The organism is Paenibacillus sp. 11B, from assembly GCF_030487755.1.
GTDB lineage: Bacteria > Bacillota > Bacilli > Paenibacillales > Paenibacillaceae > Paenibacillus > Paenibacillus vandeheii.
The window spans coordinates 192,172-217,821 of record NZ_JAUKNS010000002.1 but is presented as its reverse complement, the minus strand read 5'-3'; the positions used below and the strand labels follow the sequence as shown (position 1 = coordinate 217,821).

Annotated in this window: 19 protein-coding genes and 2 pseudogenes; 19 read left to right on the top strand and 2 right to left on the bottom strand. The window is 43.9% G+C overall.

The genetic code is table 11. The features are described 5' to 3' along the window. Positions 1-2 precede the first annotated feature (2 nt). Complete coding sequence (locus tag Q0V21_RS09510; RefSeq protein WP_079344546.1) at positions 3-377, bottom strand: BlaI/MecI/CopY family transcriptional regulator; 375 nt, start codon at positions 375-377, stop codon at positions 3-5. Positions 378-663: 286 nt separating this feature from the next. On the opposite strand from Q0V21_RS09510, the gene Q0V21_RS09505 reads away from it, so the two are divergent. From Q0V21_RS09505 to Q0V21_RS09495, 3 genes are all read left to right on the top strand, one after another. Beyond that, positions 664-1,344: a hypothetical protein gene (locus Q0V21_RS09505; protein WP_301878599.1), complete on the top strand. Its 681-nt coding sequence runs from the start codon at positions 664-666 to the stop codon at positions 1,342-1,344. Positions 1,345-1,528: 184 nt separating this feature from the next. Then, positions 1,529-2,122, top strand: a complete 594-nt coding sequence (locus tag Q0V21_RS09500) for a YdeI/OmpD-associated family protein (protein ID WP_301878598.1) — start codon at positions 1,529-1,531, stop codon at positions 2,120-2,122. A gap of 107 nt (positions 2,123-2,229) precedes the next feature. Then, complete coding sequence (locus tag Q0V21_RS09495) at positions 2,230-2,601, top strand: iron chaperone (protein WP_079344549.1); 372 nt, start codon at positions 2,230-2,232, stop codon at positions 2,599-2,601. 69 nt (positions 2,602-2,670) lie between these two features. Here the strand turns inward: Q0V21_RS09495 and Q0V21_RS09490 are convergent, their stop codons facing one another. After that, positions 2,671-3,561, bottom strand: a complete 891-nt coding sequence (locus Q0V21_RS09490; protein WP_079344550.1) for a LysR family transcriptional regulator — start codon at positions 3,559-3,561, stop codon at positions 2,671-2,673. A gap of 111 nt (positions 3,562-3,672) precedes the next feature. On the opposite strand from Q0V21_RS09490, the gene Q0V21_RS09485 reads away from it, so the two are divergent. From Q0V21_RS09485 to Q0V21_RS09415, 16 genes and pseudogenes are all read left to right on the top strand, one after another. Continuing rightward, positions 3,673-5,058 carry an MFS transporter gene (locus tag Q0V21_RS09485; RefSeq protein ID WP_301878596.1) on the top strand — a complete coding sequence of 462 codons (1,386 nt, stop codon included), beginning with the start codon at positions 3,673-3,675 and terminating at the stop codon, positions 5,056-5,058. Between the two features lie 208 nt (positions 5,059-5,266). Continuing rightward, positions 5,267-7,471 (top strand): M1 family metallopeptidase, encoded by a 2,205-nt coding sequence (locus tag Q0V21_RS09480; RefSeq protein WP_483312373.1) that lies wholly within the window; start codon positions 5,267-5,269, stop codon positions 7,469-7,471. Positions 7,472-7,822: 351 nt separating this feature from the next. Beyond that, complete coding sequence (locus Q0V21_RS09475) at positions 7,823-9,268, top strand: amino acid ABC transporter substrate-binding protein/permease (RefSeq protein ID WP_301878594.1); 1,446 nt, start codon at positions 7,823-7,825, stop codon at positions 9,266-9,268. Between the two features lie 4 nt (positions 9,269-9,272). After that, positions 9,273-9,989, top strand: a complete 717-nt coding sequence (locus Q0V21_RS09470; RefSeq protein ID WP_373456367.1) for an amino acid ABC transporter ATP-binding protein — start codon at positions 9,273-9,275, stop codon at positions 9,987-9,989. 350 nt (positions 9,990-10,339) lie between these two features. Then, positions 10,340-10,474, top strand: a pseudogene (locus Q0V21_RS32990) (gfo/Idh/MocA family oxidoreductase); the annotation flags it as partial. A gap of 128 nt (positions 10,475-10,602) precedes the next feature. Further along, the gene (locus Q0V21_RS09465) at positions 10,603-11,604 is read left to right on the top strand and encodes a LacI family DNA-binding transcriptional regulator (protein WP_301878593.1); all 1,002 of its coding nucleotides are present in this window, start codon (positions 10,603-10,605) and stop codon (positions 11,602-11,604) included. A gap of 16 nt (positions 11,605-11,620) precedes the next feature. After that, the gene (locus Q0V21_RS09460; protein ID WP_079344554.1) at positions 11,621-12,529 is read left to right on the top strand and encodes an AraC family transcriptional regulator; all 909 of its coding nucleotides are present in this window, start codon (positions 11,621-11,623) and stop codon (positions 12,527-12,529) included. A gap of 238 nt (positions 12,530-12,767) precedes the next feature. Beyond that, positions 12,768-13,760 carry an aldo/keto reductase gene (locus tag Q0V21_RS09455; RefSeq protein ID WP_301878592.1) on the top strand — a complete coding sequence of 331 codons (993 nt, stop codon included), beginning with the start codon at positions 12,768-12,770 and terminating at the stop codon, positions 13,758-13,760. 41 nt (positions 13,761-13,801) lie between these two features. Continuing rightward, positions 13,802-13,921: pseudogene (locus tag Q0V21_RS09450) on the top strand (tRNA-binding protein); the annotation flags it as partial. Positions 13,922-14,115: 194 nt separating this feature from the next. Further along, positions 14,116-15,306 (top strand): glycoside hydrolase family 5 protein, encoded by a 1,191-nt coding sequence (locus Q0V21_RS09445; RefSeq protein WP_301878591.1) that lies wholly within the window; start codon positions 14,116-14,118, stop codon positions 15,304-15,306. A gap of 141 nt (positions 15,307-15,447) precedes the next feature. After that, entirely contained in the window at positions 15,448-16,455 is a 1,008-nt protein-coding gene (locus tag Q0V21_RS09440; protein ID WP_079344557.1) for an ABC transporter substrate-binding protein, read from the top strand. A 337-nt stretch (positions 16,456-16,792) separates the two neighbouring features. Further along, complete coding sequence (locus tag Q0V21_RS09435; RefSeq protein ID WP_079344558.1) at positions 16,793-17,638, top strand: AraC family transcriptional regulator; 846 nt, start codon at positions 16,793-16,795, stop codon at positions 17,636-17,638. 2 nt (positions 17,639-17,640) lie between these two features. Then, a complete protein-coding gene (locus Q0V21_RS09430) occupies positions 17,641-18,183 on the top strand; it encodes an MFS transporter (protein ID WP_079344559.1) in 543 nt (180 codons plus the stop codon). 250 nt (positions 18,184-18,433) lie between these two features. Beyond that, positions 18,434-20,863, top strand: a complete 2,430-nt coding sequence (gene helD / locus Q0V21_RS09425; protein WP_301878590.1) for an RNA polymerase recycling motor HelD — start codon at positions 18,434-18,436, stop codon at positions 20,861-20,863. Between the two features lie 280 nt (positions 20,864-21,143). After that, complete coding sequence (locus Q0V21_RS09420) at positions 21,144-24,005, top strand: glycoside hydrolase family 2 TIM barrel-domain containing protein (protein WP_301878589.1); 2,862 nt, start codon at positions 21,144-21,146, stop codon at positions 24,003-24,005. Between the two features lie 213 nt (positions 24,006-24,218). Then, a complete protein-coding gene (locus tag Q0V21_RS09415) occupies positions 24,219-25,550 on the top strand; it encodes an amino acid permease (protein ID WP_301878588.1) in 1,332 nt (443 codons plus the stop codon). Positions 25,551-25,650 lie beyond the last annotated feature (100 nt).

Below are 25,650 nucleotides of genomic sequence, written 5' to 3'. Positions count from 1 at the left end.
ACCTACTTTTCCGAAAACCATTGTCTCAGCTCTGCAATGTCTTGGTCAGAGAGCTTGTCGCCATCATACAAAGCTGAAATCAAATTTTTTACCGAGCCTTGATATAATCCATCCAGGACTTGTTGTGTCTCCAACAGCTTGTAATCTTCGGGGGAAATACGGGGGACATACTTATTGGTACGTCCATGCCTTGTAGCGGTTAGCGCCCCTTTGTCTACCAGCCGAGAAAGAAACGTGGAGATTGTTTGTGCTTTCCATGCTTTACCTCTTTGGGAAAACATGTGCAATAGTTCGGTGGAGGTGACTGGTGGCTCACACTCCCAGATGACTTCCATCAGCTCCATTTCAGTATCTGATAATTTTTGAAGTTGGTTCACGGTGAACACTCCTTACATCGCTATGCGTCCATAACGAATGGGTATTACTACACTACGTAGTACGATTAATTTACTACATCACGTAGTAGATAGTCAAGTGTCGAAAATGTTGAGGAGCAACAGATGATGGATTGTACTAGCTATAAATATCGATCGGAAGGTTGTACGGTCAGGGGAGTATCAGTGTACATAGTAAGCTCAATCAGCGATTTATTTTAATGCAGAGACGAATGTCTGGAGTATATACTTAGGCATACATCCTGAAATCACAATAGGGAGGAACCCCATGAATCTGTTTCATATACAATCCATACTGCAAGAGATCGACTGGAATGCTTCGTTTCTGGAGAATAACTTTATCGGCATTGGTTGGCCTGCAACAGGAGATTTGGAGCATAAGCCTGCAGAAGAATGGAAAGAGCAACTGGTTCAACACTATGGGATAGGAGAGACGGAACTTAGTGATGTCCTGGAAACTCTCCATACTTTTGTATATATCATGCAGGATGGAGACTACGTCTTGGTAAACGATGATGAATGGGCATACGTTGGAGATTTGGGCGATTATTTTTACGATGATTCCAATGGTACCGGAGAGGAATACATATGCCACCGACGAGGAGTTACCTGGCTAGGTCGTCTTCCCTTATCAGAGTTAAATGATAAAGTATTGGCACTAGTTAATCATGATTCAATCATTGCGAAATTCGAACATGCAATTACTCAGGCGCAACTGGACCCCTGGATTTCAATCCCCTCCGCAACGACTGGAGAAGAAAATCATTCTTCAGTTAGGGTAGGTGAAGACACAATTCAAGAAGCACTCCATGTTCTGAAAAAGGCATTGCAGAGCGAAGAAGAAGACCTGCGAATTCGTGCAGCGACGGCAATTTTGCAATATGCAAAAGCCGAGAGATTAGGGCTTGGCGGCATACGGTGGGAAAAGGACACTTTGTATAAAAGCTGAATCACAGCTAGTCTTGACCAGACAGCGAATGGTGTCATAATATTTAAGCGACGCTACATGGTGTTGAATGAAATGAACGGCTTTTTCTTGGCAATCATATGTAGAGAGCAGGTTACGAACGAGAATAACCATTCGCTGGATGTGTTTGTCGCCATATGATTAGAATGATGAAGGATGGTCCCTGATGACAACGAATAAAACAAACCCCAAAGTTGATGGATATTTAAACAAAGCAAAGAAGTGGAAGGAAGAATCGGTAAAGTTAAGAGAGATTATCCTTGACTGCGATCTGACCGAAGACTTTAAGTGGATGCATCCCTGTTACACATTGGAGAATAAAAACGTCGTGATCATTCATGGCTTTAAAGAATATTGTGCGCTGCTGTTTCACAAAGGTGCCTTATTAAAGGACAAGCAGGGCATCCTAGTCCAACAAACAGAGAATGTACAGTCCGCCCGGCAAATTCGGTTCACCAATATTCAACAGATCGTTGAAATGGAAAACATCTTGAAAGAGTATATTCATGAAGCCATTGAGGTTGAAAAGGCCGGCTTGAAAGTAACTCTTAAACAGCATACAGATTATGATGTTCCAGAAGAGTTTCAACATCAATTGGATGAAAGTCCTGCTCTGAAAGAGGCTTTTGAAGCATTGACGCCTGGACGTCAACGAGCCTACTTATTTTATTTTTCCCAACCCAAGCAATCCAAAACCCGGGTATCAAGGGTTGAGAAATATACGCAGCAAATTCTGGACGGAAAAGGTTTAAATGATTAATGTACTTCAACCCTTTGGTGAATGTAGGACAAAGGGTTTTTCAAAATCATTTTCATGATAATATGAGATGAAGTATGCGAAATAAATCTGGGTTAGGAGAAGATATGATGGAAGTTTTTGCAGAATATTTAGCACGTATTGATAACCTTGGACATCGGGATCGAACGGAAGAAATTCTAGAATGGATTACCAAGGAGTACCCAAATTTAGTGCCAAAGATAGCGTGGAATCAGCCCATGTTTACCGATCATGGCACATTTATTATCGGTTTTAGTGTATCGAAGCATCATTTGGCTGTGGCGCCTGAAAAGGCTGGCATTAATCATTTTTCCGACGAAATTGTAAAGGCTGGCTATGATCATACCAAAGAATTAGTGCGTATCCGGTGGGATGGCCCGGTTGATTTCTCATTGCTGGGGAAAATGATTGAATTCAATATTACGGAAAAGGCAGACTGTTCAACCTTTTGGCGGAAATAGGCATCGCGGATACTACATCAAAAAAGACCTCGCTCAGACATTCAATGATGAGCGGGGTCTTTGCAATGGTCAATCATGAATTGGTTGGGACATTGCACCAAAATAATCTATAACAACGCTGCGAAACGCGACAGCTGCTTTCGAGATATATCTGTTTTTAAGCGACAATAAAGCAATTTCCCGCACAAGGTTCTGATCTTCGATTGGAAGATATACAATGCGTTCCTGTGGATTTCTTGCTGTACCTGGTATAAAGGCAAGCCCAATCTCGGCTTCCACAAGTGCAGTTAATCTTGCAGGTTCATCTCCTTCGTAAACATACTTCGGTACATACCCGGCCGCCAGGCATTTGGAGTCCACCAGATCACGAATACCATATCCTTTTTTCACCCCCACAAACCACTCATCCTTAAGCTCTGCTAATGTTATGCTGCTTCGATCCGCATATCGATGACCCAGAGGCACAGCTACGACAATAGGGTCCAAGAACAGCATCTGACATTCGATGTCATCACCTTGGATTGGAGGGGAGGACAGGCAAAAATCAATTTCGCCTCGATGAAGAAGTGTGGACATGTCTTCCAAAGTAACCATTTGTACATGAAACTGTACATTTGGCTTATTTTTGCGGAATTCCCGCAAGATCCCTGGTAATGTGCTTGCTGTAGTGACCGCCAACTGAAGTTTGCCGTGATCCGGGTTGGAGAGATCCGCTATTTCCTGTTTTCCCTGTTCTAATTCGAATAGGGCTTTTTCGGTCCTTCGAAGGAATGTTCTTCCAAATTCGTTTAAACGCAGCTTTCTGCCCAATCGATCAAATAATGGTGCTCCCAAGTCATCCTCCAATCGTTGTATCGTTTTACTCAATGAAGATTGAGTGACATGCAACTTACCCGCTGCCTCCGTAACATGTTCACACCGGGCTAACGTCAAAAAATAGCGTAGTTGAAGAAGCTCCATTTCGCACCACTCTCTTATTCTTTTTAGTTCATCAAATCATAACATAAAATGCGTTGGAATAAATAAAGGAATTCCATTAAGATGACAACAGAAGAAGGAGGTGCACACATAATGAACACTCGAAATATATGGTTAATGATAGCTGTCGGCTTGGGAATCATGCTGAATCCGTTAAATTCCTCCATGATATCTATAGCGATTGCAAGACTTCAACAAGTATATCTACTTGATGTTACGGCAGTTTCGTGGATCATTTTTTCCTTTTACATTGCCAGTGCTGTGGCTCAACCTGTCATGGGCAAGTGCAGTGATCTGTTCGGCCGCAGAAAGATATTCCTTACTGGTCTTGTTGTTGTCTTCGTTTCCTCCATGTTAGCTCCGTTATCTCCAAACTTTTCGTGGCTCATCGTAATCCGCATCATTCAATCTGTTGGCACAAGCATGATGGTAGCCGTTGGGATGGCGATTGTAAAAATCCATGTTACTGAGAAACAGGCTGCCGCCTTGTCAGTCCTCGCAATGTTTCTGTCTGGTGCAGCAGCGGTAGGCCCTTTTATTGGTGGTGTATTGATTCACTGGTGGGACTGGCCAAGCATTTTCCTTGTGAATATTCCATTGGTAATCGCAAGCTTTATAATCGCCTGGAAAACGATTCCCAAAGATGGGGCACTCATATCCAACCATGGTGACATATCCATCAGGAAATGGTTCCTGTTGATTGATGCGCCAGGCATACTTTTGTTCACAATCGCTTTGGTAACTCTGCTAATGAGCTTGCTTTCAGTTAAATCAACCGGACATCTTTCAACATGGCACCTTATGGCAGGCGGAGTCGGTTTGATTGCATTAGCGACTTTTATACGGCATGAATGGAAAACGGCGTCCCCCTTTATTCCGCTGCGGGTATTTGCCAAACATCCCGAGATGACATGGGTAAATGTACAATTTATGCTGGTTAACACTCTGTTTTACGCTCTGTTTTTTGGCATACCATCTTATTTGCAGCAGGTTCGCCATCTCAACGAAGTTCATACAGGAATAATCATGCTTACCCTCGGTTTATGTTCACTCATCAGCTCTCCTCTAGCAGGACGGTGGATTGACAAATCAGGGACACGACCCGCCTTGATCGTTTCTGCCGTGTTAATGACGCTCGGGTCCATCATGATTGTGGTATTGGATAAAGCTTCGCCGGTTGTGAATGTAATCATGCCCCTAGCTGTATTTGGTATAAGTAACGGGTTGAACAGTGTCGGTATGCAGGCGGCATTGTTTAAGAGCACACCCGGAGAAATGATTGGTGTCGCATCGGGTATTTTTAATACATCGAGATATCTGGGTACTATTTTGTCGTCATTGTTGATTGGCATTGTCATGGGAGATACTTTCAGTTTTATCGGTTTCCAAACGCTCGGAATCATCCTGACGATATTAGCTGCATCTTTAATCTTGATGACCGTACGACGCCAGAGAATGTCAGGAACGCAGGTATTATAGCGTTAAATTAATCATTATGAGTAACTGAAAAAAGGACGGAGCATAACGAAAACCGACTTCTCCCAACCTGGATAATCGTTCATCATGCTCATTTAATACAAATAGCCACTTTTTTTAAACGAAATTTAAGATACACATTAAATCAGTGTAAGGTTGGTCTCCTATACTTGCATTTGTGCTTCAAAAATCATTCGAGGGAGAGATTTATATCAATCATTCACGTTCCTTAACATCCAATCGAGTCAAAATAACAGCAGTCACCGCACTCGCTTTGATTCTGACCGCATGCCCATTAATAAGTACAGGTAGTGCTGCTGCTCAAGCATCTCCTGTATCTGCTATTTCACAAGCCACAGACGACGTTAATGCTCAGGCGCCTATTCAATACCGAATTCAAGCCCGGCTGGATGAGAAGAAGATGACGATTCAGGGCAATGAATCCATTACTTACCGAAATACAAGCAAAGATACATTGAATCAGCTGGTTCTTCATACTTACGCAGATGCCAACCTTTCGAAATCAACCCAGACGAGCATGTTTACACGTTCAAATGAAGAAATCAGCAAAAATAATCCTGATAAGAAGCCGGAAGATTTTCTTGGAGGCATTGATATTGAGAAGGTGGCGACCGGCGGGCAAGCCCTTGATTTCAGTAATAAAAACCAAGCCTTGACGGTGAAACTGGAGCAGCCTCTTCAGCCCGGAAAATCCGTTTCGGTTCAAGTCCATTTCAATCTGAAGATTCCCTATGGCTCACAGCGCTTGTCGTATTACAAAGATATTATTAATGGGGCTCACTGGTTCCCTGTAATGTCAGTGTATAACGAGGCCAAGCATGAATGGGATAGCAAACCATATAGTCAAACCTTTGAAACGGATTATTATACGTCCGCGGATTATGAAGTTCAGTTCAATGTTCCCGATCAATATCAGGTAATGATGCCCGGTGCGTTAACAACACAAGATGACGTGGAGAAAGGACGGAAAGTGGTATCCACCGTGGCAAAGAATACAAGGGAGTTTGTTTTCTTTGCCAGTCCAAACTTCAAAGTGGACAGCGTAACCCGCAATGGCCTCACCGTAGAGTATTATTATTTTGATAACCAGCCAGGTAAGAAAAAGATCGTTGATGGATATATTGACCAAGCATTCAAAGCCATTGATTTTTTCAGCGACAAATACGGTAAATACCCTTATCCTGAATTCCGCATTGTTGAATCGTATGTGGAAGGTGTGGCTATCGAATATTCTAGGGCCATTCAAATGGGACAAATCGGAATAAACGCGGCTCCTGAACAGGACACGGTATTTGTCCACGAAATTGCACATCAGTGGTTCCATGCGTTAATCGGAAATGATTCGGAGACGGAGTCCTTCCTGGATGAAGGCTTTGCGGATTTTTCCAAAGTTTATTTTGCTGAGAAGCAGGGGGATAAGCTGAGTGGTTTCAAATCCATCCAATTTGACGATTCCACGGTGGATAAGGCCATTGCTTCAACCAATGACGAGGTAGGAGATTTGGCAAGTCCTGTCTATTACGATAAAGGCCGCCAAGCGATATACCAATTGTACCGCTCTGTCGGGGAAGAGAAATTTGATGCATTTATGAAAGTGTATTTTAAACGCTATGTGTATCAAAACGCTACGATTGACGGATTTCTCCAAACTATAGAAGATGTACTGGGGGAAGAGGTGAGAAAGGAAATGAAGACGGCTTTGTATGAGCCCAATTTTGTGCTGAAGCCTGAATATCAACTGTCCAAGGAGGAAAAAGCTGCATATCTGCATGATCAATTTCAATTGCTGTATGAATCAGCCTTAACTCAGGTTCCGAATTTGCCTTTTGAAACCATGAGCCGCGTGATGGATAAAACCCTTCAAGGTGAGCCATTAGCCATTGTGCTGAGTGATCAGGTGAGCAAGTCAGCGAGCAAACAACAGGAAGCTATGGTTAACCAATTGACAACTCTTCTGGATTTGAGCGGAGTGAAGTATGACGTGATTAGGGACCGTTCGGTATTAAAGCAAAAAATGAAAAAGGAGCTGGCCACCAGCAATCTGATTGTAATTGGTAATGTCAAATCCAATGGTTTTGTACAAGCTTTGAAACCCAGCATCATGGACCGTGCCACCCGTATCGGCTTTCAATGGAAGACGACCATGAATCAACCGTCGGCAGCGGGAGCGTATATAATCAAACATCCTTATAATCAGAATCGCTTAATGCTGCACTATTTCTGGAATGAAGATCAATTGAGCGGTGGGAGTCTTGAATCGTTTATGATGAAAATGCAGGAATCCATTGGATTCACGAATGCTTATTATCAGTACTATGTACTTGATAAGACTGGCAAGGTAACACTGGATAAAAAAGTGGAAAATCCACTTTCAAAATTTTTTGCTGAAGAATAATTCGAAGTGTTCAATCTAATAAAGAAAGATTAATCCTTTGGCAATTGTCATGGGAAGATCATAATATCGTCTGTTATAGAGTCGCCTATATGGCGACTTTTTTATTTAAGTTCAATTTAGGTTTTTAAAAGCTGTCCTGAAGGGTAAATATAACGTGGATCTTTAAATGGATGTAAAATATAACGTTGCGGAGGAAAGTGAAGAATGTAAGGGAAAGCATTGATTGTTAATTTGTTAATATCCTGCAAATAATAACAATATAATGTGTGAAGACACCTGAAAATGTACGAGAGTAACATGAACGACAAGAAAATGATCAGAATTCGGAGAACACCGAGATGAGGAGGACATATGAAAAAAACCAAGGTCTCATTTTTTGTACTATCACTAATTCTGCTCCTAGTAGCGGGGTTATCCGGATGGTCGGGGGATGCCAATGCAAACTCCAATTCAGGAAAAACGTATGTGATCGGCACGGACATTACATTTGCACCGTTTGAATATCAAGATGAAAATGGGGATTATGTAGGCATTGATATGGATTTGCTGGATGCCATCGCCAAAGACCAGAATTTCAACTATGAAATCAAAGCCCTGGGATTTAATGCAGCAGTGCAAGCGCTTGAGTCCAATCAGGTAGATGGCGTCATCGCGGGAATGAGTATTACGGATGAACGTAAACAAAAGTTTGATTTCTCAGAGCCTTATTATCAATCAGGCGTAGTGATGGGGATAAGTGCCAATAATGATACTGTAAAAAGCTACGAAGATCTTCGCGGTAAAAAGGTCGCTGTGAAAACGGGCACAGAAGGGTACAGCTTTGCTGAATCCATTTCCTCTAAATATGGCTTTACCATCGTTCCGTTTGATGATTCTTCGCAGATGTATGATGATGTGAAAACCGGTAATTCGGTTGCATGTTTTGAAGATGAACCTGTTTTAAGATTTGGGGTAAATCAGAATAACGGTTTGAAAATCGTTACTGATAGAGAAGATGGGGCTTCCTACGGATTTGCGGTAAGTAAGGGTAAGAATCAGGAACTACTTAAGATGTTTAACGAGGGTTTGACGAATATTAAGGTAAGCGGTGAGTATGAACGTATTAAAGAGAAGTACCTTGGTGAAAATTCCCTAGTGGCAACCCAAAGTCGTTGGGAATTGATTCAGAAATCGCTTCCTTCGCTGTTCAAAGGTTTGGGAAACACACTCTTATATACGATTGTATCTCTGTTTTTTGCCTTTATCATCGGCTTGATATTTGGCTTTATGAAAGTGGGGCAAAATAAATTCCTTCGTGGTGTTGCAACCGTATTTGTGGATATTTTCCGCGGGATACCATTGATTGTCCTCGCGTTCTTTATCTATTTCGGAATTCCGCAGGCTATGGGCTTTACGATGCCGCTGTTTCTGGCCGCCATTCTTACACTAAGTCTGAACGCAGGGGCATATGTAACCGAAATTATTCGTGGCGGGATTCAATCGATTGACCGTGGACAGATGGAAGCCGCCCGTTCACTGGGTCTTCCTTATCGTAAAGCAATGATAAAGATCGTAATTCCTCAAGCCATACGGGTTATGATCCCTTCATTTATTAATCAGATGGTCATTACACTGAAAGATACGTCGATCTTATCCGTCATTGGCCTTGTGGAGTTGACGCAATCCGGTAAAATTGTCATCGCAAGAACGTTCGCCTCTTTTGACATTTGGTTGACTGTTGCGGTCATGTACCTGATTGTCATTATCACATTGACTAAAATCGCTGATTATCTGGAGGTGAAGGTTCGTCGTGGGTAAAATTATGGTTGAAGGATTAAAGAAAAGTTTCGGTTCGAATCAGGTTCTAAAGGGAATTGATATGTCCGTCCTCGAGGGTGAGGTTGTCTGTGTCATCGGACCTTCAGGTTCGGGTAAAAGTACGTTTTTGCGTTGCATTAACCAATTAGATGAGATTACGGCTGGACGGGTTATTGTGGATGATCGGGATCTGAATGATCCCAAAACGAACATTAACAAAGCACGGGAGAATATTGGCATGGTATTTCAGCATTTTAACCTGTTTCCTCATTTCAGCGTGCTTAAAAATATTATGTTTGCACCCAGAGAACTGGGGATCTTAAATGAAAAAGAAGCCCGCGATACCGCACTTCGTTTGCTTGATCGTGTTGGTTTGTCGGATAAAGCAGACAGCTATCCAAATCAACTATCAGGCGGACAGAAACAACGTGTAGCTATCGCACGAGCGCTTGCCATGAACCCGGATGTTATGTTATTCGACGAACCAACATCGGCGCTTGACCCCGAAATGGTAGGCGAAGTACTCGGTGTAATGAAAGACCTTGCGAGCGAAGGCATGACGATGATGATCGTCACCCATGAGATGGGGTTTGCCCGTGAAGTTGCGGATCGGGTTATCTTCATGGACGGTGGATTTATCGTAGAACAAGGGACTCCCGAAGAGATATTCGGAAATCCGAAGAATGAGCGCACGATCAGCTTCCTAGAAAAAGTACTCTAAAACGTCAAATTAAAACCCTTTTTAAGATCAGTGAAATGCACCCCTTAGAATAGACATTGGATAAACCGTCAGGATACCGATGAAATTCTGAGGGGTGTATTTGGCATTCTTCTCAATCAACACTGGCCTTTTCGGCCGTCGCATAAACCAATCGGTTGCGGACAAGTGAGGGGAGGGCGATATCTCCCATCTCCCAGAAGCATTATGATGCAACGCAGGCGTATTACATGAATGCGGATCACTCTTCCAAATGGAAATTCTCCAACGAATTTGCAGTCATTTGCATGTTTTTGGTGTAGTCGATTTGAAAAATACAGGAGTAAATCACGTTTAATACGTAATCGAAGGCGATTGAATTCGAGCGTATAATCCGTGAGCAAGATCTGGAGAAGGTTACCACTATGCTTAAGCATAGTGAGAAGGTGATGGAGGTTATTGAACAAGCCAAACAATCCGCAAATCTTGTATTTGGACCTGATCTATAATATATCCTTGAAATTTTTGATCGATTGTATCTTTTTGTGCATTTCCCAAGATGACGTGTTAAAATGCGGTGAATGAGATAAAATGCATTTACCAGTGAACCAATAACAGTCTTCTTGGGGAGTATTTAATGATAACGATTAAAGATGTAGCAAGGTTAGCGGGTGTCGCAAGTTCAACCGTATCCTGTGTACTTAACGGCAAGAAATATGTAAGTGAGCACACAAGACAGAAAGTACTTGCAGCGGCAAATGAGCTTAATTATATCAAGCATGGAGCCGCATCCGAATTAAAGCGAAAAAAGACACAAACCATCGGTATTATTGTTCATGATATGTCCGTCCCCTATTTTTCTGAATTGGTCAGTGCGATTGAATCCGTCGCCATAAGTCAGGGATATGACCTGATCGTATGCAGTTCTTTAGGTGGAGAGCGATCGACAGCCGCACGCTTCATCAGGGAGAGAAGGCTGGACGGCGTAATTATAATCGCTGAAAATATTGAAGATGAATTGTTGCTGCAGGCTGCTGACACGGAGTTTCCTATTGTTGTGATGGATCGTGAACTGCACAGTGAGCATATAGTAAATGTTCTGATGGATGATGAGCAGGGTGGTTATATGGCAACCCGTTTCCTGCTGGATAAAGGGCACCGTGCAATAGCGTATATCAGCGGACCTTTAAGTTCGGAGTGCAATTTAATGCGATATCAGGGTTATTTGAGAGCTATGCATGAAGCAGGAATGGAAGAGAATAAGAATTGGAGATTAGGTGGACAATTTATAAAAACAGGCGGCTACAACGCAGCCAAGATGTTAATGGAAGGAGAACTTCCAACCGCGGTCTTTTTTGCGAATGATGAAATGGCCATTGGAGGCTTGGAGGCATTTAAAGAAAATCAGGTCTCCATACCCGAAGATCTATCCATCATCGGTTTTGACAACATACATTTATCCGAATACCTGAATCCACCGCTTACCACTTTTCGACAACCCAAAACAGATGCCGGTTCCCTTGCCGGACACGTATTATTTCAAATGTTAAAAGGTGAGGCTGTAGAATCGATTTATAAGGTCAATATACAGTGTGTCGAACGTGACTCTGTTTCCTGTTATTCTATAATGAAAAGCTAAAAAGGCGGGTCTGCTCATGTCCGTGAGAAGCAAAAAAGTAATCAAGGCACCACAAGAGCTGGAACGTGCACCAGACAAGCAAGGAAGTTTAAAGCAGAACGGGTTATCCGTCATTAAATTTTGTTTGCACACACAAGGGACAACAGGTTCCTATTTTCTGAAAGAACACATGTTGCTGTTCGTCATATCTGGCGTGTACACGGTTCGATTCAAGGATCAGGAATACACCGTGCGCAGTAATGAAATGGTTTTTCTTCATAAATCCATTCGAATTGATTACATAAAGTCGGGAGAACTCGGCTCTGAATTCATGCTGGACTACATGATGTTTTTCCTGAACGAAAATATGCTTGAGGAATTTGTTCAGTTCTCTGGTTTCAAACCGACAGAGATCGTAAATGAGTTTATTCCAGTATCCGTTATTCCGGTCAATGAGCTCACTCGCTCTTATATAACGTCATTGAAACCCTATTTTGAAACACCGGAAGAGGTAAATGACGGGCTGGTACGGATCAAATTCATGGAACTCCTGTTTCATCTGGCGAATGCCAATGAGCATTTCTTACAGCAACTCCTGCAGCAGAATCATGATAAAAACAGTAACTTCGGCAAAATGATAGAGGAGAATATCACCAATCCCATATCCATAAGTGATCTGGCTTATTTGTCCGGCAGAAGCCTGTCTACCTTCAAAAGGGACTTTCAGGCTGTATACCATACTTCTCCTCTGAAATATATTCGTAATCAGAGACTGGATAAAGCCAAAAAACTGCTGGCAGAGACGTCTCTGTCTGTCACGGATGTCTGTTTTTCAACAGGTTTCGAAAACGTTGCCCATTTTTCCAAAGTATTCAAACTTCAGTTCGGGCTTCCACCGTCGGAGTATAGGCTGCAATGCAAGCACAGTGAGGAAAAGATAAAATAAGCTCATCTGGACCTCTTCACCCTTTAGAAAAGATAGTTATCGTTATATAACGTTCTTGTGTAAAGCGCTTCGCGATAAAATGTCGTGAAGCGCTTTTTTGTTTATCTATAGAGACAAATGGGCTAAATAAACAAATCAGATGAACTTAATAGCAAAGAAACGTATCTCTTTTCTTGTTATTCTTGACTCATGGGTACGACGTTGTAGCAACCAAAAAGACTGAGGAGAGGATTAACTAATGGAATATGTTAAATTAGGAAATACAGGTATGGATGTATCTCGGCTTTGTCTTGGCTGCATGGGTTTTGGTGAACCAGGGCGTGGATTTCATCAATGGGTATTGGATGAGGAGGATAGTCGTCCCGTTATTCAAAAAGCCTTGGAGATCGGCATTAATTTCTTTGATACAGCAAATGTATATGCAGGTGGAACAAGTGAGGAGATCCTGGGGCGGGCTCTCAAGGACTATGCAAATCGGGATGAAATTGTCCTTGCGACAAAAGTGTTTTCCCGCATGCATGATGGTCCGAATGGCGCTGGACTTTCTCGAAAAGCAATTATGAGTGAGATCGACAAGAGCCTCAAGAGACTGGGAACCGATTATGTGGATCTGTATCAAATTCACCGTTGGGACAACCATACCCCGATCGAAGAGACTATGGAAGCATTACATGATGTGGTGAAAGCAGGGAAGGCAAGATATATTGGCGCTTCTGCCATGTCCGCATGGCAATTCCAAAAGGCTTTATATGTCGCTGAGAAAAATGGATGGACCCGATTTGTATCGATGCAAAACCACTATAACCTGATCTACCGTGAAGAGGAAAGGGAAATGATGCCTCTTTGTCAGGAAGAGAAAATTGGTGTGATTCCATATAGTCCGCTTGCTTCTGGTCGACTGACCAGAGATTGGGAGGAAACGACAAAACGTTCTGAGACGGATCAGGTGCAAAAAGCAAAATACGATGCAACAGCCAGTACCGATCAGTTGGTGGTTGAGCAGGTTGCACATATCGCAGAAAAACGCGGCGTTCCCCGGGTCCAAATCGCGCTTGCCTGGTTGCTGCACAAGGATCCGGTTACAGCTCCGATTATTGGCGCTACGAAGATATCCCATCTCGAAAATGCTGCTGAAGCTCTGGCGATTACGTTAACTTCTGAAGAAATTGCATGTCTGGAAGAGCATTATGTACCTCATCCGGTATATGGACTTAATGTTGGTTTTAAGTAATAGCGGTTGGAATGGCTGTCTATTTTTGGGCAAAATCCGTGCCTCGTCGAATCGCCGGTTTCAATTCAGAAGTATTGGTTCTGGGAGGAATACCCCAAAAAGGTGATGTTGTTCTATTAAAACCAGATATCGAACTCCCCGATGGGACACCGATTGGTTAACAGAGCGTTTTTTGTCATATTGGCGTAACAGACAACGGGTAAGATGGCTATCGAGGTGATTGATTATGAAGAAAATATCAACGAAATCGAGTTGGCCAATCGGAAAAAATGTTTTACTCTCGGCTGTCATTATGCTTGCATTGGCTGGTTGCAGTTCCAATACAGCCTCTCCAAAACCATTGGAGGTTTCAGGGATGAACAGTCATCAGGAGGAGAAGGCAGCAGTTCCTTCAGAGAAAATGAGCTATTGGAATGAACAGCGGAAAGGGACAAATTTTATGAATTCCACGTCTCTTCCGGAAAACTATGAAGCGGCCAAGGATGAAGGCATAGCGTTCGTCCGGCTCGCGCCGGATAAGTGGAGCAAAGATCGGGATTTTTTGTTTAACGATCAGCCGGATAAACATATGAATGCAGATTTTTTGATCGGGAGCTCGGATAAGTACGAAGGTATCGTGGAAGCGGATTTTGCCCGACTCAAAGCGGATCTGGATGCCGCCGAGGCTAAAGGGATGAAGGTTGTGGTTACAGTGCTTAGTTTGCCGGGAGACCGTTGGCGGCAGTTCAATGGAGCCAAAAATGATGATCGGATCTGGAATGATGTTGAATATCACAAGCAAGCTGCTCAGTTCTGGAAGGATCTTGCGACACGATTGAAAAATCATCCTGCCGTCATCGGCTATAACCTGATTAATGAGCCTCATCCGGAAACGGCAACGGGCTTCCACGACTTCTGGACACAGGATTATTTGGAGTGGTATACCAAAGTGGAACATACCGCAGCGGATCTGAATTCACTCTATGACACAATCGTAAAAGAAATCCGAACGGTCGACCAGACGACCCCCATTATTGTAGATTCAGGACTCTATGCAACGCCTTGGGCCTTTGCGTATTTGAAGCCGATTGATGATCCTAACGTGCTGTATGCTTTTCATATGTACGAGCCTTATGAAATGACAAGCCAAAACAAGAAAAAAGGATTTACGTACTCTTATCCGGGGAATGTAAAGGTCGGGAATGACCAGACGGAAAAAGAGTTTAACCGCCAGGCTCTCAAACAATTTGTCGAGCCAGTTGCCAAGTGGGCATCAGATCATGACGTACCTGCGAACCGTATTATCGCTTCGGAATTCGGAACGAACCGAATGGTTCAATGTGCAGATCGCTACATGGCAGATCTGATTTCTATCTTTAATGAGTATGGATGGCATTGGGCTTTCTACGCATTTCGTGAAGATACGTGGGACGGGATGGACTATGAATTAGGCAGTGAGAAGCCGAACTGGAAGTATTGGGATGCGATTGAAAAAGGGGCGCTGCCTGCCCGCAGTAAGGCAGATAATCCAATTTGGAATGAAATAAAGGGAAGCTTGACGAAGTGAACCTCGGTTATTGTGGTAATTACAGGCAAGCAAAGCAATAGTTAAAGGAGGTGCGTTCCTAGTAAAATAATCTTGTCAAACCATCCGTATCATGATATCGTTGATAACGATTATCAATATCAATGAAGAGGATGGGTTATTTTGCTGAAACGAACTAATTCGATATTTCTTGTGCTTGCACTGATGGCCCTTCTCATAGTGAGTGCGTGCAGCCAGTCTGCAACGACGGATAAGGCGACTGAGACCAGCACAAATGCAGTTGGGGAGACAGGTACAACGACTGATGCAGCGTCAGCTGATGAATCAGGAGAAACCATTGCGTATCAATCGGATGCAGGAGAAGTACAAGTTCCTAAAAACCCCAAGCGAATTATTGATCTAACTGCATTTTCGACAGGATACTTTGTTGCTCTGGACGCTCCGGTAGTCGGGGCGCTGTCAGGTGCGATGGACAACAAGTACATTAAGGATCAGCTGACTAATGAAGGTGCAACAGATCTGGGTGAGAAGCCAACAGCCGAGCAACTGGTCAGCTTAAAGCCTGACTTGATCATTGTTTATACAGGTGCAGAGGGAATTGATCAGTTGTCACAAATTGCACCTGTAGTACAGATCAAGTATGGTGAGCGCAACTATAAAGACCTCATGCTTGAACTGGGTAAGCTGACGAATAGAGAAGATGCGGCGAAAGACTGGATCACGAAATGGGAAGCACAGATTAACGAGCTGAAGCCGAAGGTGCAGGAGGTCGTAGGCGACCGCACAGTCTCGATCTTGAATCCATACACCAAGGGACTGTATGTTTTCGGCCATAATTTCGGTCGTGGCGGCGAGATCATCTATAGTGAATTTGGCCTTAAAGCCCCAGCCAAAGCTCAGACAGAGGCGATTGACAGTGGTACAGGTTGGGCCTCCATTTCGATGGAAGTGCTGACGGATTATGCCGGTGACATCATCTTCACCAGCCCGTGGTCGGGAGATACAAGCGATCCGCAGATTGTTTACGATAATGCTCTGTGGAAAAATCTACCTGCAGTCAAGGCAGGTAATGTGTTCCAGCTTGATCCGACATCCGACACATACAACGACCCTGTATCACTGGAAGGCCAGCTGAAGTTTATCTCGGACAGCCTTCTTTCGGTGAAGTAAGGTTTGTACCCAAGAAGCTTCAAAACTATTTAGCAATTCGTGCAGGGGCAACGTTGATAGTTACCATTGCTCAGAACACGATTGTACAGAACTCATCAGAATGTTTAAATTTATCTATCAACTTCAATGGAAAGTCGCTAAAACAGCGGCTTTCTTTGTTTGTTTTTTGTCCTGAATTTCAGATCTCCACCATAGTTTCCAAAAGGAATCTCCATAAAGTTATAATAAAGTGAAGTTCTTCTCATCCACAGACCCTTACCGGACAAAACAAAGCACATCCTGACAGGATCGTGGATACCCCTTCGTCTATTATTGAAATTAAGGAGTGATTAACCGTATGAACTGGATCGAATCATTACAACAAGCTATTCAATACATGGAAGATCACTTATTGGAAAATATAACTATCGAGCAGATATCGGCTCAAGCGCATATCTCTCCTTTTCATTTTCAACGTACGTTTGCGTTGTTAACGGATGTTACTGTCGGCGAATATATAAAGCGGAGACGATTGACTTTGGCAGCAAATGATCTTCTGTTGACCGATCAAAAAATCATTGATCTGGCGTACAAATATGGCTATGACACTCCTGAATCTTTTTCCAAAGCTTTTCGGAGACTACATGGAATTTCACCTAGTGAAGCACGTAAAAATAGTACCTCCGTCAAAGCGTATAATCGTCTGGTTATTCAAGTCATTCTGAAAGGAGCAGAGCCCATGAATTACAAAATTGTTGAACATCCCGGAATGACGTTAGTTGGAATAAAGCAAACTTTCTCCTATGTAGAGGGTGAACATTTACGAGGAATCGGGCAGATGTGGCAAGAAGCCTATACGAGTGGTATGGAAGATCGTTTATTTGAATTGAACAATGATGGGATCAAAGGATTACTTGGTATCTGTGTGGATCAGAGCGAAATCCAGGAGAAACAAATGGAATACTGGATTGCTACAGCCTATGATGGTAAAGTGCCGGAAGGGCTAGCCTCATTCACGATCCCTTCTTGCAAATGGAGTGTATTTGAAGTGCAAGGACCGATGCCCGAGAGCATGCAGAGCCTATGGAAACAAATTATTTCCGAATGGTTCCCTTCGAATCCATATGAGCATGCGGGCATACCCGAACTAGAAGTATATCCAGGTCCGGGTCACCCTCCGCAAATCTGGATTCCGATTAAATAAAGATGCTACATAGTGCCACACTGCGTTCCAGCAGTGCTCAGCTTGTTACGAAATGCCCTTGGAAATATTCCAGGGGCAATTTTATTTCTCTTGTTGCGATTCTTTCCCGGCGTTTGGAAGATGCAGGCTTTCATAAGCTTCCATTCTTCGGTGGTCTTCTGGCTGCGGCTGGATTCATCTGGTTAAATGGGCTGCCAATGCATCCGAACTACGCTACTCAATTACTTCTTCCGAGCTTGCTCATTTGTGGTGGCTTGGGGTTGATGTTGATGACAGCTACTCATGCCGTACTTGCAGGCATTCCATCGCAAGACTCCGGCATCGCCGCAGGACTTCAAAACACAGCCCGCCAGCTCGGCGGCGCGCTCGAAATTGCGGTACTTGTAACGGTGACGCATATAGCCGCAGGGGGACAAACGAATCAAGGTGATATAACTGCAGCTTCACAGCTGGCCGGATATCATGCTGCTTTCCTGGCATGCGGCGTAATTAGCGGACTATCAGCTCTAGCTTCATTGTTTCTGCAGCGCAATGAAGACCAGTAATCTTCGGCCCAATAAAAGACAAAAGGGCAAGCGATCATAAGCGATCGCTTGCCTTTTTTTGTTTCCAACTGGCAGGGATACAAAAATAAAATTGAACAAGAAATAACGCTATGATATAATCATTAGCGTCATCGACAATTCAACATAAAAGGTGTATACATTTTAATTCCTAATTTAATTGTACATCTGGAACTTTGATTTGTCAATGCTTCTTTTTATCCCAAAAAAAGGAAGGAGTGTGTTGGGAGAGATGGAAACGAAGGATTGGCGATTGGAACAGGAACGGTTGGAATGGGTAAGAGAGAAACTTCAGGCGAGAATTACCGAATTGGAGCCTGAGGTTGCGGGAATGCACGATCAGGCTTCGGACATCCGCAAGCGGTTTTGGGAAGAAGTTACGATTAACACAAGCACTCATGAAGATTTCGAAGAGACCTTTTACACGATTAACCAGCAGTCAGCGGTATTGGCCGAGCGGGAAAGAGGTCACAAGCGGTTGACGCAGCAATGGAATAGCATGAAACGTCTGCTCCCGTCTCCTTATTTCGGACGAATCGACTTCCAGGAGAAGGGTCTTGGCATCAGCGAGCAGATCTATATCGGGGTATCCTCTTTCGTCGACGAAGACGGCTTGAGCTTTCTGATCTATGACTGGCGTACGCCGATTGCGAGCATGTATTATGACTCCTCCCCAGGTCTGGCGTCTTATATGACGCCGATCGGACGAATCGACGGAACGATGGAGCTCAAACGGCAATTTCAAATTCAATACGGCCAGATTCGGAACATGTTTGATGCGAGTGAAACAATTGGAGACGACTTGCTGCAGCAGGTGCTTGGCAAAGGAGCCGACTCGCAAATGAAGAGTATCGTCGCAACCATCCAGAAGGAACAAAATGCCATCATTCGTGATGATAAAAGCCGGATGCTTATCGTACAGGGGGCGGCCGGCAGCGGTAAAACTTCCGCAGCCCTGCAGCGGGTAGCGTACTTGCTGTACAAACACCGTCAGACGATCAGTGCTGATCAGATTGTTCTTTTCTCACCGAATCCGATGTTTGCGAGTTATATCTCCACCGTCCTTCCGGAGCTCGGTGAAGAGAATATGCAGCAGACCACGTTTCAAGAGTATCTCGACTATTGGCTAGGATCTTCGTTACGGCCAGAGGATGCCTTTGATCAGATTGAGTATGTACTGTCTGCAAAAGGAACGCCAGGGTATGAAGCTCGTCTTCAGGGAATTGAGTATAAAGCTTCCGATGCTTTCCTGCACGCTTTGCAGAACTATGGAATATGGCTGGGTCGGGAAGGCATGCAATTCAAAAGTATTCGGTTTCGGGACCACGATTTGATTACCGCAGAGCAGATCAGAGCAAAATTTTACGGTTATGATCTTTCCTTGCCGCTGTCCAATCGTGTCGTTCTCTTGCAGGAATGGTTGCAAAATGAACTGACTATGTTGGAACGCATGGAACTGGAGGCGGCTTGGGTACAGGAAGAAATGAATTATCTCGACACCGAGCAATATGCAGAAGTGTTCGGAGTGCTGCATAAGGATAGGGAAGTATTCGACGTTGCGGAGCAATATGCTAAAGTTCGTGAGATAATGAGCAAGACGCGCCGGCAAGATGAAGGGGACTTTGGCTTTGCCGGGAAGGAAGAAGATATGCTCCGCCGGAAGATCGTGAAAGAAAGCTTTAAACCGCTAAGGAAAAGTGTGAGGAAATTCTCATTTGTAGATGTCAAAGGTATATATGAACAATTGTTTGTAGACGAAGCTGCTTATCGGGAGAAAACAAATGGGGCTGTTACCCCCACGCTGTGGCCTGAGATATGCAAGCAAACGAGGGAAAGCATGCTCCGGAACGAGTTGTTTCATGAGGATGCGACTCCCTATTTGTATGTAAAAGAAATGATTGAAGGCATCCGGACAAACACGGAAATTCGGTATGTCTTCGTTGATGAGGGTCAGGATTATTCATCGTTTCAATATGAATATCTCAAAAAGCTGTTTCCACGTGCCCGTATGACGGTGCTTGGCGATTTCAGGCAAGCGATCTTCACACAGGCTACAAATTTGGCCGCAGCCGATTCACCCCTGATCCGCCTCTTTGGCGAAGCCGAAACCAATCTGATCTCCCTTGTACGCAGTTATCGCTCAACCAGAGAAATCGTTGAATTTACAAGAGTGATGCTTCTAGACGGAGATGAAATTGTACCATTTGAAAGAAAAGGCCAGAAGCCACTGTTGACGAATCTCAACGACAAAGATGACCTAATTGCACAAATGGTGGCAAATATCGCTGCTCTAAAGGCAGAGGGCTTTGATTCCATTGCCGTCATTACGAAGACTGCCGCCGAAAGCCAGAAGGCCCATGAATCGTTACGGATTCAAGGAGGTGAAGATTTGCAGCTCATTACTAAAGAGACGTTCAACTTCGAAAAAGGCGTAATGGTCATTCCTGTTTATCTCGCCAAGGGTGTTGAGTTCGATGCAGTCTTGATCTACGATGCTTCGTCTGAGATGTATGGTCAAGAAAATGAACGCAAGCTTCTTTATACGGCATGTACACGAGGTATGCATCGACTTCATCTGTACACGACAGGCGATTGGTCGCCTTTCGTGCAGGCATTGGCAGCGGATTTGTATGAGGAATGGAACTCCCATACATCGGAATAAACATGTCGACATTGACGGAGGTAATCCAATAAAGATTCACGAGTCGCCTTTCTGGCGACTTTTTTTCATTTCTAAGTCATTGTAGAGGTGAAATTTGGTTAGCAACTTTCTTTGAATTATTTCCGTATTGTTATACTCAGCATAATTATTATTATATGGGTGGACTAAGATTACAGTTATATAATAGGAATACGTACTATTAATTTTGGGACTTCTATTTATTGAAACATAGAGACAGAAGTAAAGATTACATACATCAATTCATAGAGGAGTTGAAATCATGTTAACCAGAATTAACTTGCAGGGAAGCTGGGAGCTTCAACTGGATGAACATAAACAAGGCGTTCAAGGCCCATTTGGCGACACCATAACACTGCCGAATACGACCTCTCATGCACGCAAAGGAAGAAAGAGTGATGCGGCTCACATCGGGTCTTTGACCGATGAATATTCCTATGAAGGCTGGATTTGGCTGAAACGGGAGATTGATATCCCCGCAGCGCTTGCTGGAAAGAAATGCGATTTGTATCTGGAACGCACGCGTATAACCAAGTTGTGGGTTGATGCTGGAGAGTATGGAGCACAGGATAGTCTCAACACCCCTCATGTGTATAGCTTGTTTGAAGGGCTTTCCGAGGGGAAACACACCCTCACCATCCGGGTCGATAATACGGACTATCCGACGAAAGGCGGTCATCTTACATCCGTCGATACTCAAACCAACTGGAACGGAATTACCGGAAAGCTGGAGCTTCATTTATACCACGAGCTGCACATGGGTGAGGTACAGATCTATCCTAATGCTAAAGAGCGAACATTCAGAATCACAAGTACATTGTCTCAATCCATACCAGGTACGGTACTGTCCGTTACTGCACAAACCTTCAATCCCCTTTTAAAAGAGACTCATGGATATGTGCCTTCCGACAGAAAGCATGTGGTGATTGAGCAAACCTATCCATGCAACCAGAACGAGGTTAATGTGCTCTACAAGATGGGTGACGACGCATTGCTCTGGAGTGATTCGGACCCCAATCTCTATGTGCTGACCCTCACTCTGTTAGGGGAACAAGGAGATGTGCTGGATACAACTGAAATCATAACAGGACTACGAGATTTTGAAGCCAGGGGAGATGCTTTTACCATTAACGGCCGAAAGACCTTTCTTCGTGGAAAACATGATGGTCTCCTATTTCCGCTTACGGGTTACGCGCCAACCGATGTGGAAGAGTGGCTACGAATCCTGAGCATTTCCAAATCATATGGCATAAATCATTATCGTTTCCATACCTGTTGTCCGCCGGAGGCAGCGTTCACTGCGGCAGATATGCTTGGTATCTACATGGAGCCTGAGCTTCCATTCTGGGGTACGATTACGGATGAACTTGATCCACAGCATAATCAGGCTGAACAGGACTATCTTATTCGTGAAGGCTTCGCCATGCTGAAGGCGTATGGGAATCATCCTTCTTTTGTAATGATGTCACTCGGTAATGAACTTTGGGGCAGTAAAGAAAGACTTAATGCCATTCTAAAAGCGTATAAAGCATTTGATCCACGCCATCTGTACACCCAGGGTTCAAACAATTTTCAGTTCACTCCGCTTATTCTGGAGGAAGAAGACTTTTACTGTGGCGTACGATTCTCCAAAGATAGACTTTTCCGCGGGTCCTATGCCATGTGTGATGCCCCGTTGGGTCATGTGCAAACGGATGTGCCTGGTACCCTAAAGGACTACGACGACATGATCTTGCCGGATGGGATGGTTTCGGAAAAAGAGGGAATTCAAGCAGCTGAATCGGAAATTCAGATTCAATATGGTACGGAAGCCAAGACCGTGAAAGCCGCTTCGGCTGAACAACAGCTTATTCCACATCTACCCGTCATATCCCATGAAATTGGACAATATGCCATGTACCCCAACTACGAAGAGATCGAGAAGTACACCGGGTCGCTGAAGGCAAAAAACTTCGAGGTGTTTCGTGAGCGATTGCAAGCCAAAGGAATGGCACATCTGGCTGAACCATTTTTCCAAAGCTCTGGCAAGCTTGCTGTAGCCTGTTATAAGGAAGAGCTTGAAGCGGCATTTCGATCCAAACATCTGGCAGGATTTCAATTGCTTGATCTTCAGGACTTCAGTGGACAGGGGACAGCACTGGTAGGCATTTTGGATGCCTTCATGGATTCCAAAGGATTGGTTACTCCCGAGGAGTGGAGAACATTTTGCTCCGATGCCGTACTTCTGGCTCGATTCGAGAAATATAACTACACTTCGGGAGAAGATTTTGATGCCCACATTCAATTAAGGTACTTCCGATCACAATCATTGAAAGGTCATACCGTGGAGTGGGAGATGCGTGATTCGGATCATCTGATTACATCAGGAACAGAAGAGATCCCCTTTATTGCTGGAGAAACTTGGTTTGAGATAAGCCCAATAAAGCTCAAGCTCCCTGCTGTGAAAAAGATGACGTCCATCGTTCTATCCCTGTATATTCCAGGTACCGATATCCGGAAACAATATGATCTTTGGGTATATCCTGATCATGATGTGACAGCTATGGAACATGAGCCTATTTATAAGGAATTGTCCGATGAAGTTATTAATTTACTGAAAAAAGGCGAGAGCGTGCTGCTGCTTCCAACACTGGAACATAACGATAGTTCAGCCGAAGGTACATATTGTACCGATTTCTGGTGTTATCCGATGTTCCGATCCATCTCGGAAAGCATGAACAAGCCCGTTCCTGTCGGTACGCTAGGCTTGCTTATTGATAATTCGCACCCGGCATTGAAGCACTTTCCAAGTGAGACCCATTCCACTTACCCGTGGTGGCATATCGTCATGAACTCACGATCTTTAATTCTGGATGAGGTATCCACGAATGTTCAGCCTTTCGTTCAAACCATCGATAATTTTGAACGTAATCATAAGCTGGGTCTGCTGTTTGAATGCCAGGTTGGAAAAGGGAAGCTGCTGGTTGGGGCGCTAAATTATGATGAATTGATTAACAAGGCGGAAGGGCGGCAATTACTTTACAGCCTAGCACAATATGTAAAAAGTGAAGAGTTTAACCCGGAAGCCAAGTTAGGGCTGGAGGAGCTGCAGCAGTTGTTGGGCAAAAAAATAGATTCACCATAATCAACGAAAGTCTGTTCTAAGGAACTAACATTAAAACCCTTCAAGCTGTTTTTTCAGTTTGAAGGGTTTTCCTTAATTTCAGACGCTTAAATAAGTTGACGAAATTATTGTTATGTAAACTAATTGCAATCACTTTCATTTCTTTTTCCCAAAATGACATAAAACCTCCATCATATGTAAATCGTAATGGTGAACGCACGAAGGAGGATACATATGAAAAGTCACGTGCATCGAAAAGAAGGAGAGAAACTGAGCTGGATTAGTCTTTCATTATTTGGAGCGGGATGTACGCTGGGAACGGGTTTTTTCCTTGGGACAAGTCTCGCTATTCATTGGGCCGGTTTATCGGTGCTTATCCTTTTGGTGCTGGCTGCTGCCGGGACTTACTTTGTATTTGGTGCATTGGCTCAAATGACGGCAGAAGATCCGAAGGAAGGGGCTTTTCGAACCTATGCCGGAGAAGCCTTCGGGCCATGGGCCGGTTTCGGTAGCGGCTGGATGTATTGGTCTTCCGAAATGCTAATTATGGGGAGTTCATTAACGGCACTCGGGTTGTTCTCTCAATTTTGGTTTCCCAAGTTTCCATTATGGGCGTTTGTAGCGGTATATGCATGCATTGGATTGTTCATCGCCGCATTGGGAGCCAAAGGGTTAACCCAAACCGAGAATGTGCTCGCAGTGATCAAGCTGGCTGCAACGGTTGCTTTTATTGTGATTGCGGCAGCGGCTTGCCTCGGATGGTTAGATGTGAAGATTACCCCGCAGAAAATAACTAATGAATGGTTTCCTCACAAAATAAAAGGGGTGTGGACCGGATTTATTTATGCTTTTTTTGCTTTTGCAGGGATTGAGATCATGGGTTTGATGGCAGCCAAGCTGAAGGAACCAAAGGATGCAGTCAAGTCAGGCCGAGTCATGCTGTTAACCGTCAGTGCGCTATATGTTGTAGCGATTGCTTTAATTCTGCTGCTGGTGCCAGCCGCGAAGTTAACACCAGACGAGAGTCCCCTCGTCAAAGCGATGTCATCGATTGGATTTACGGTCGTGGTTCATATTCTCAACGGAATTTTGATTATAGCCGGGTTCTCCACGATGGTTGCTTCAATCTATGCGATAACGTCCATGTTGGTTAAACTGGGTGAAGACGGAGATGCACCGAAGATGTTTACGAAGACATGGGGGAAAAAGAACATGCCTCTTCATGCATTGGGATGCACTGCGGCCGGATTAATACTTTCTACCCTATTGGCATTATGGATGCCTAAGAGCCTGTTTGAATATATAACTACCGCAGGCAGCTTGGTATTAATGTATACCTGGCTTCTGATTTGCATCACGTATATCAAGAAAATGAAACCGACGAAATGGAATCGTGTCAAAGTGTGGATCGCCATGATTCTTATTGTTGCAGCAGTAGCAGGGACCGCCATGGAAAAAGCCAGCAGAACAGGTCTGCAGGCAAGTATAGGTCTTGTTATATTGATTGCCTTAATTACCTACATTGTGAACAAATTACGGAAACCACGATCATCAACATCCACTTAACCGTCAACGTTTTGATCTTTCTTGGGCACAGCTCTTCCATGCGTCATAGCCAATCTGCTAAGTGATAGGTTCTTGAATGGCTTTACTGAAATGCCTTGTT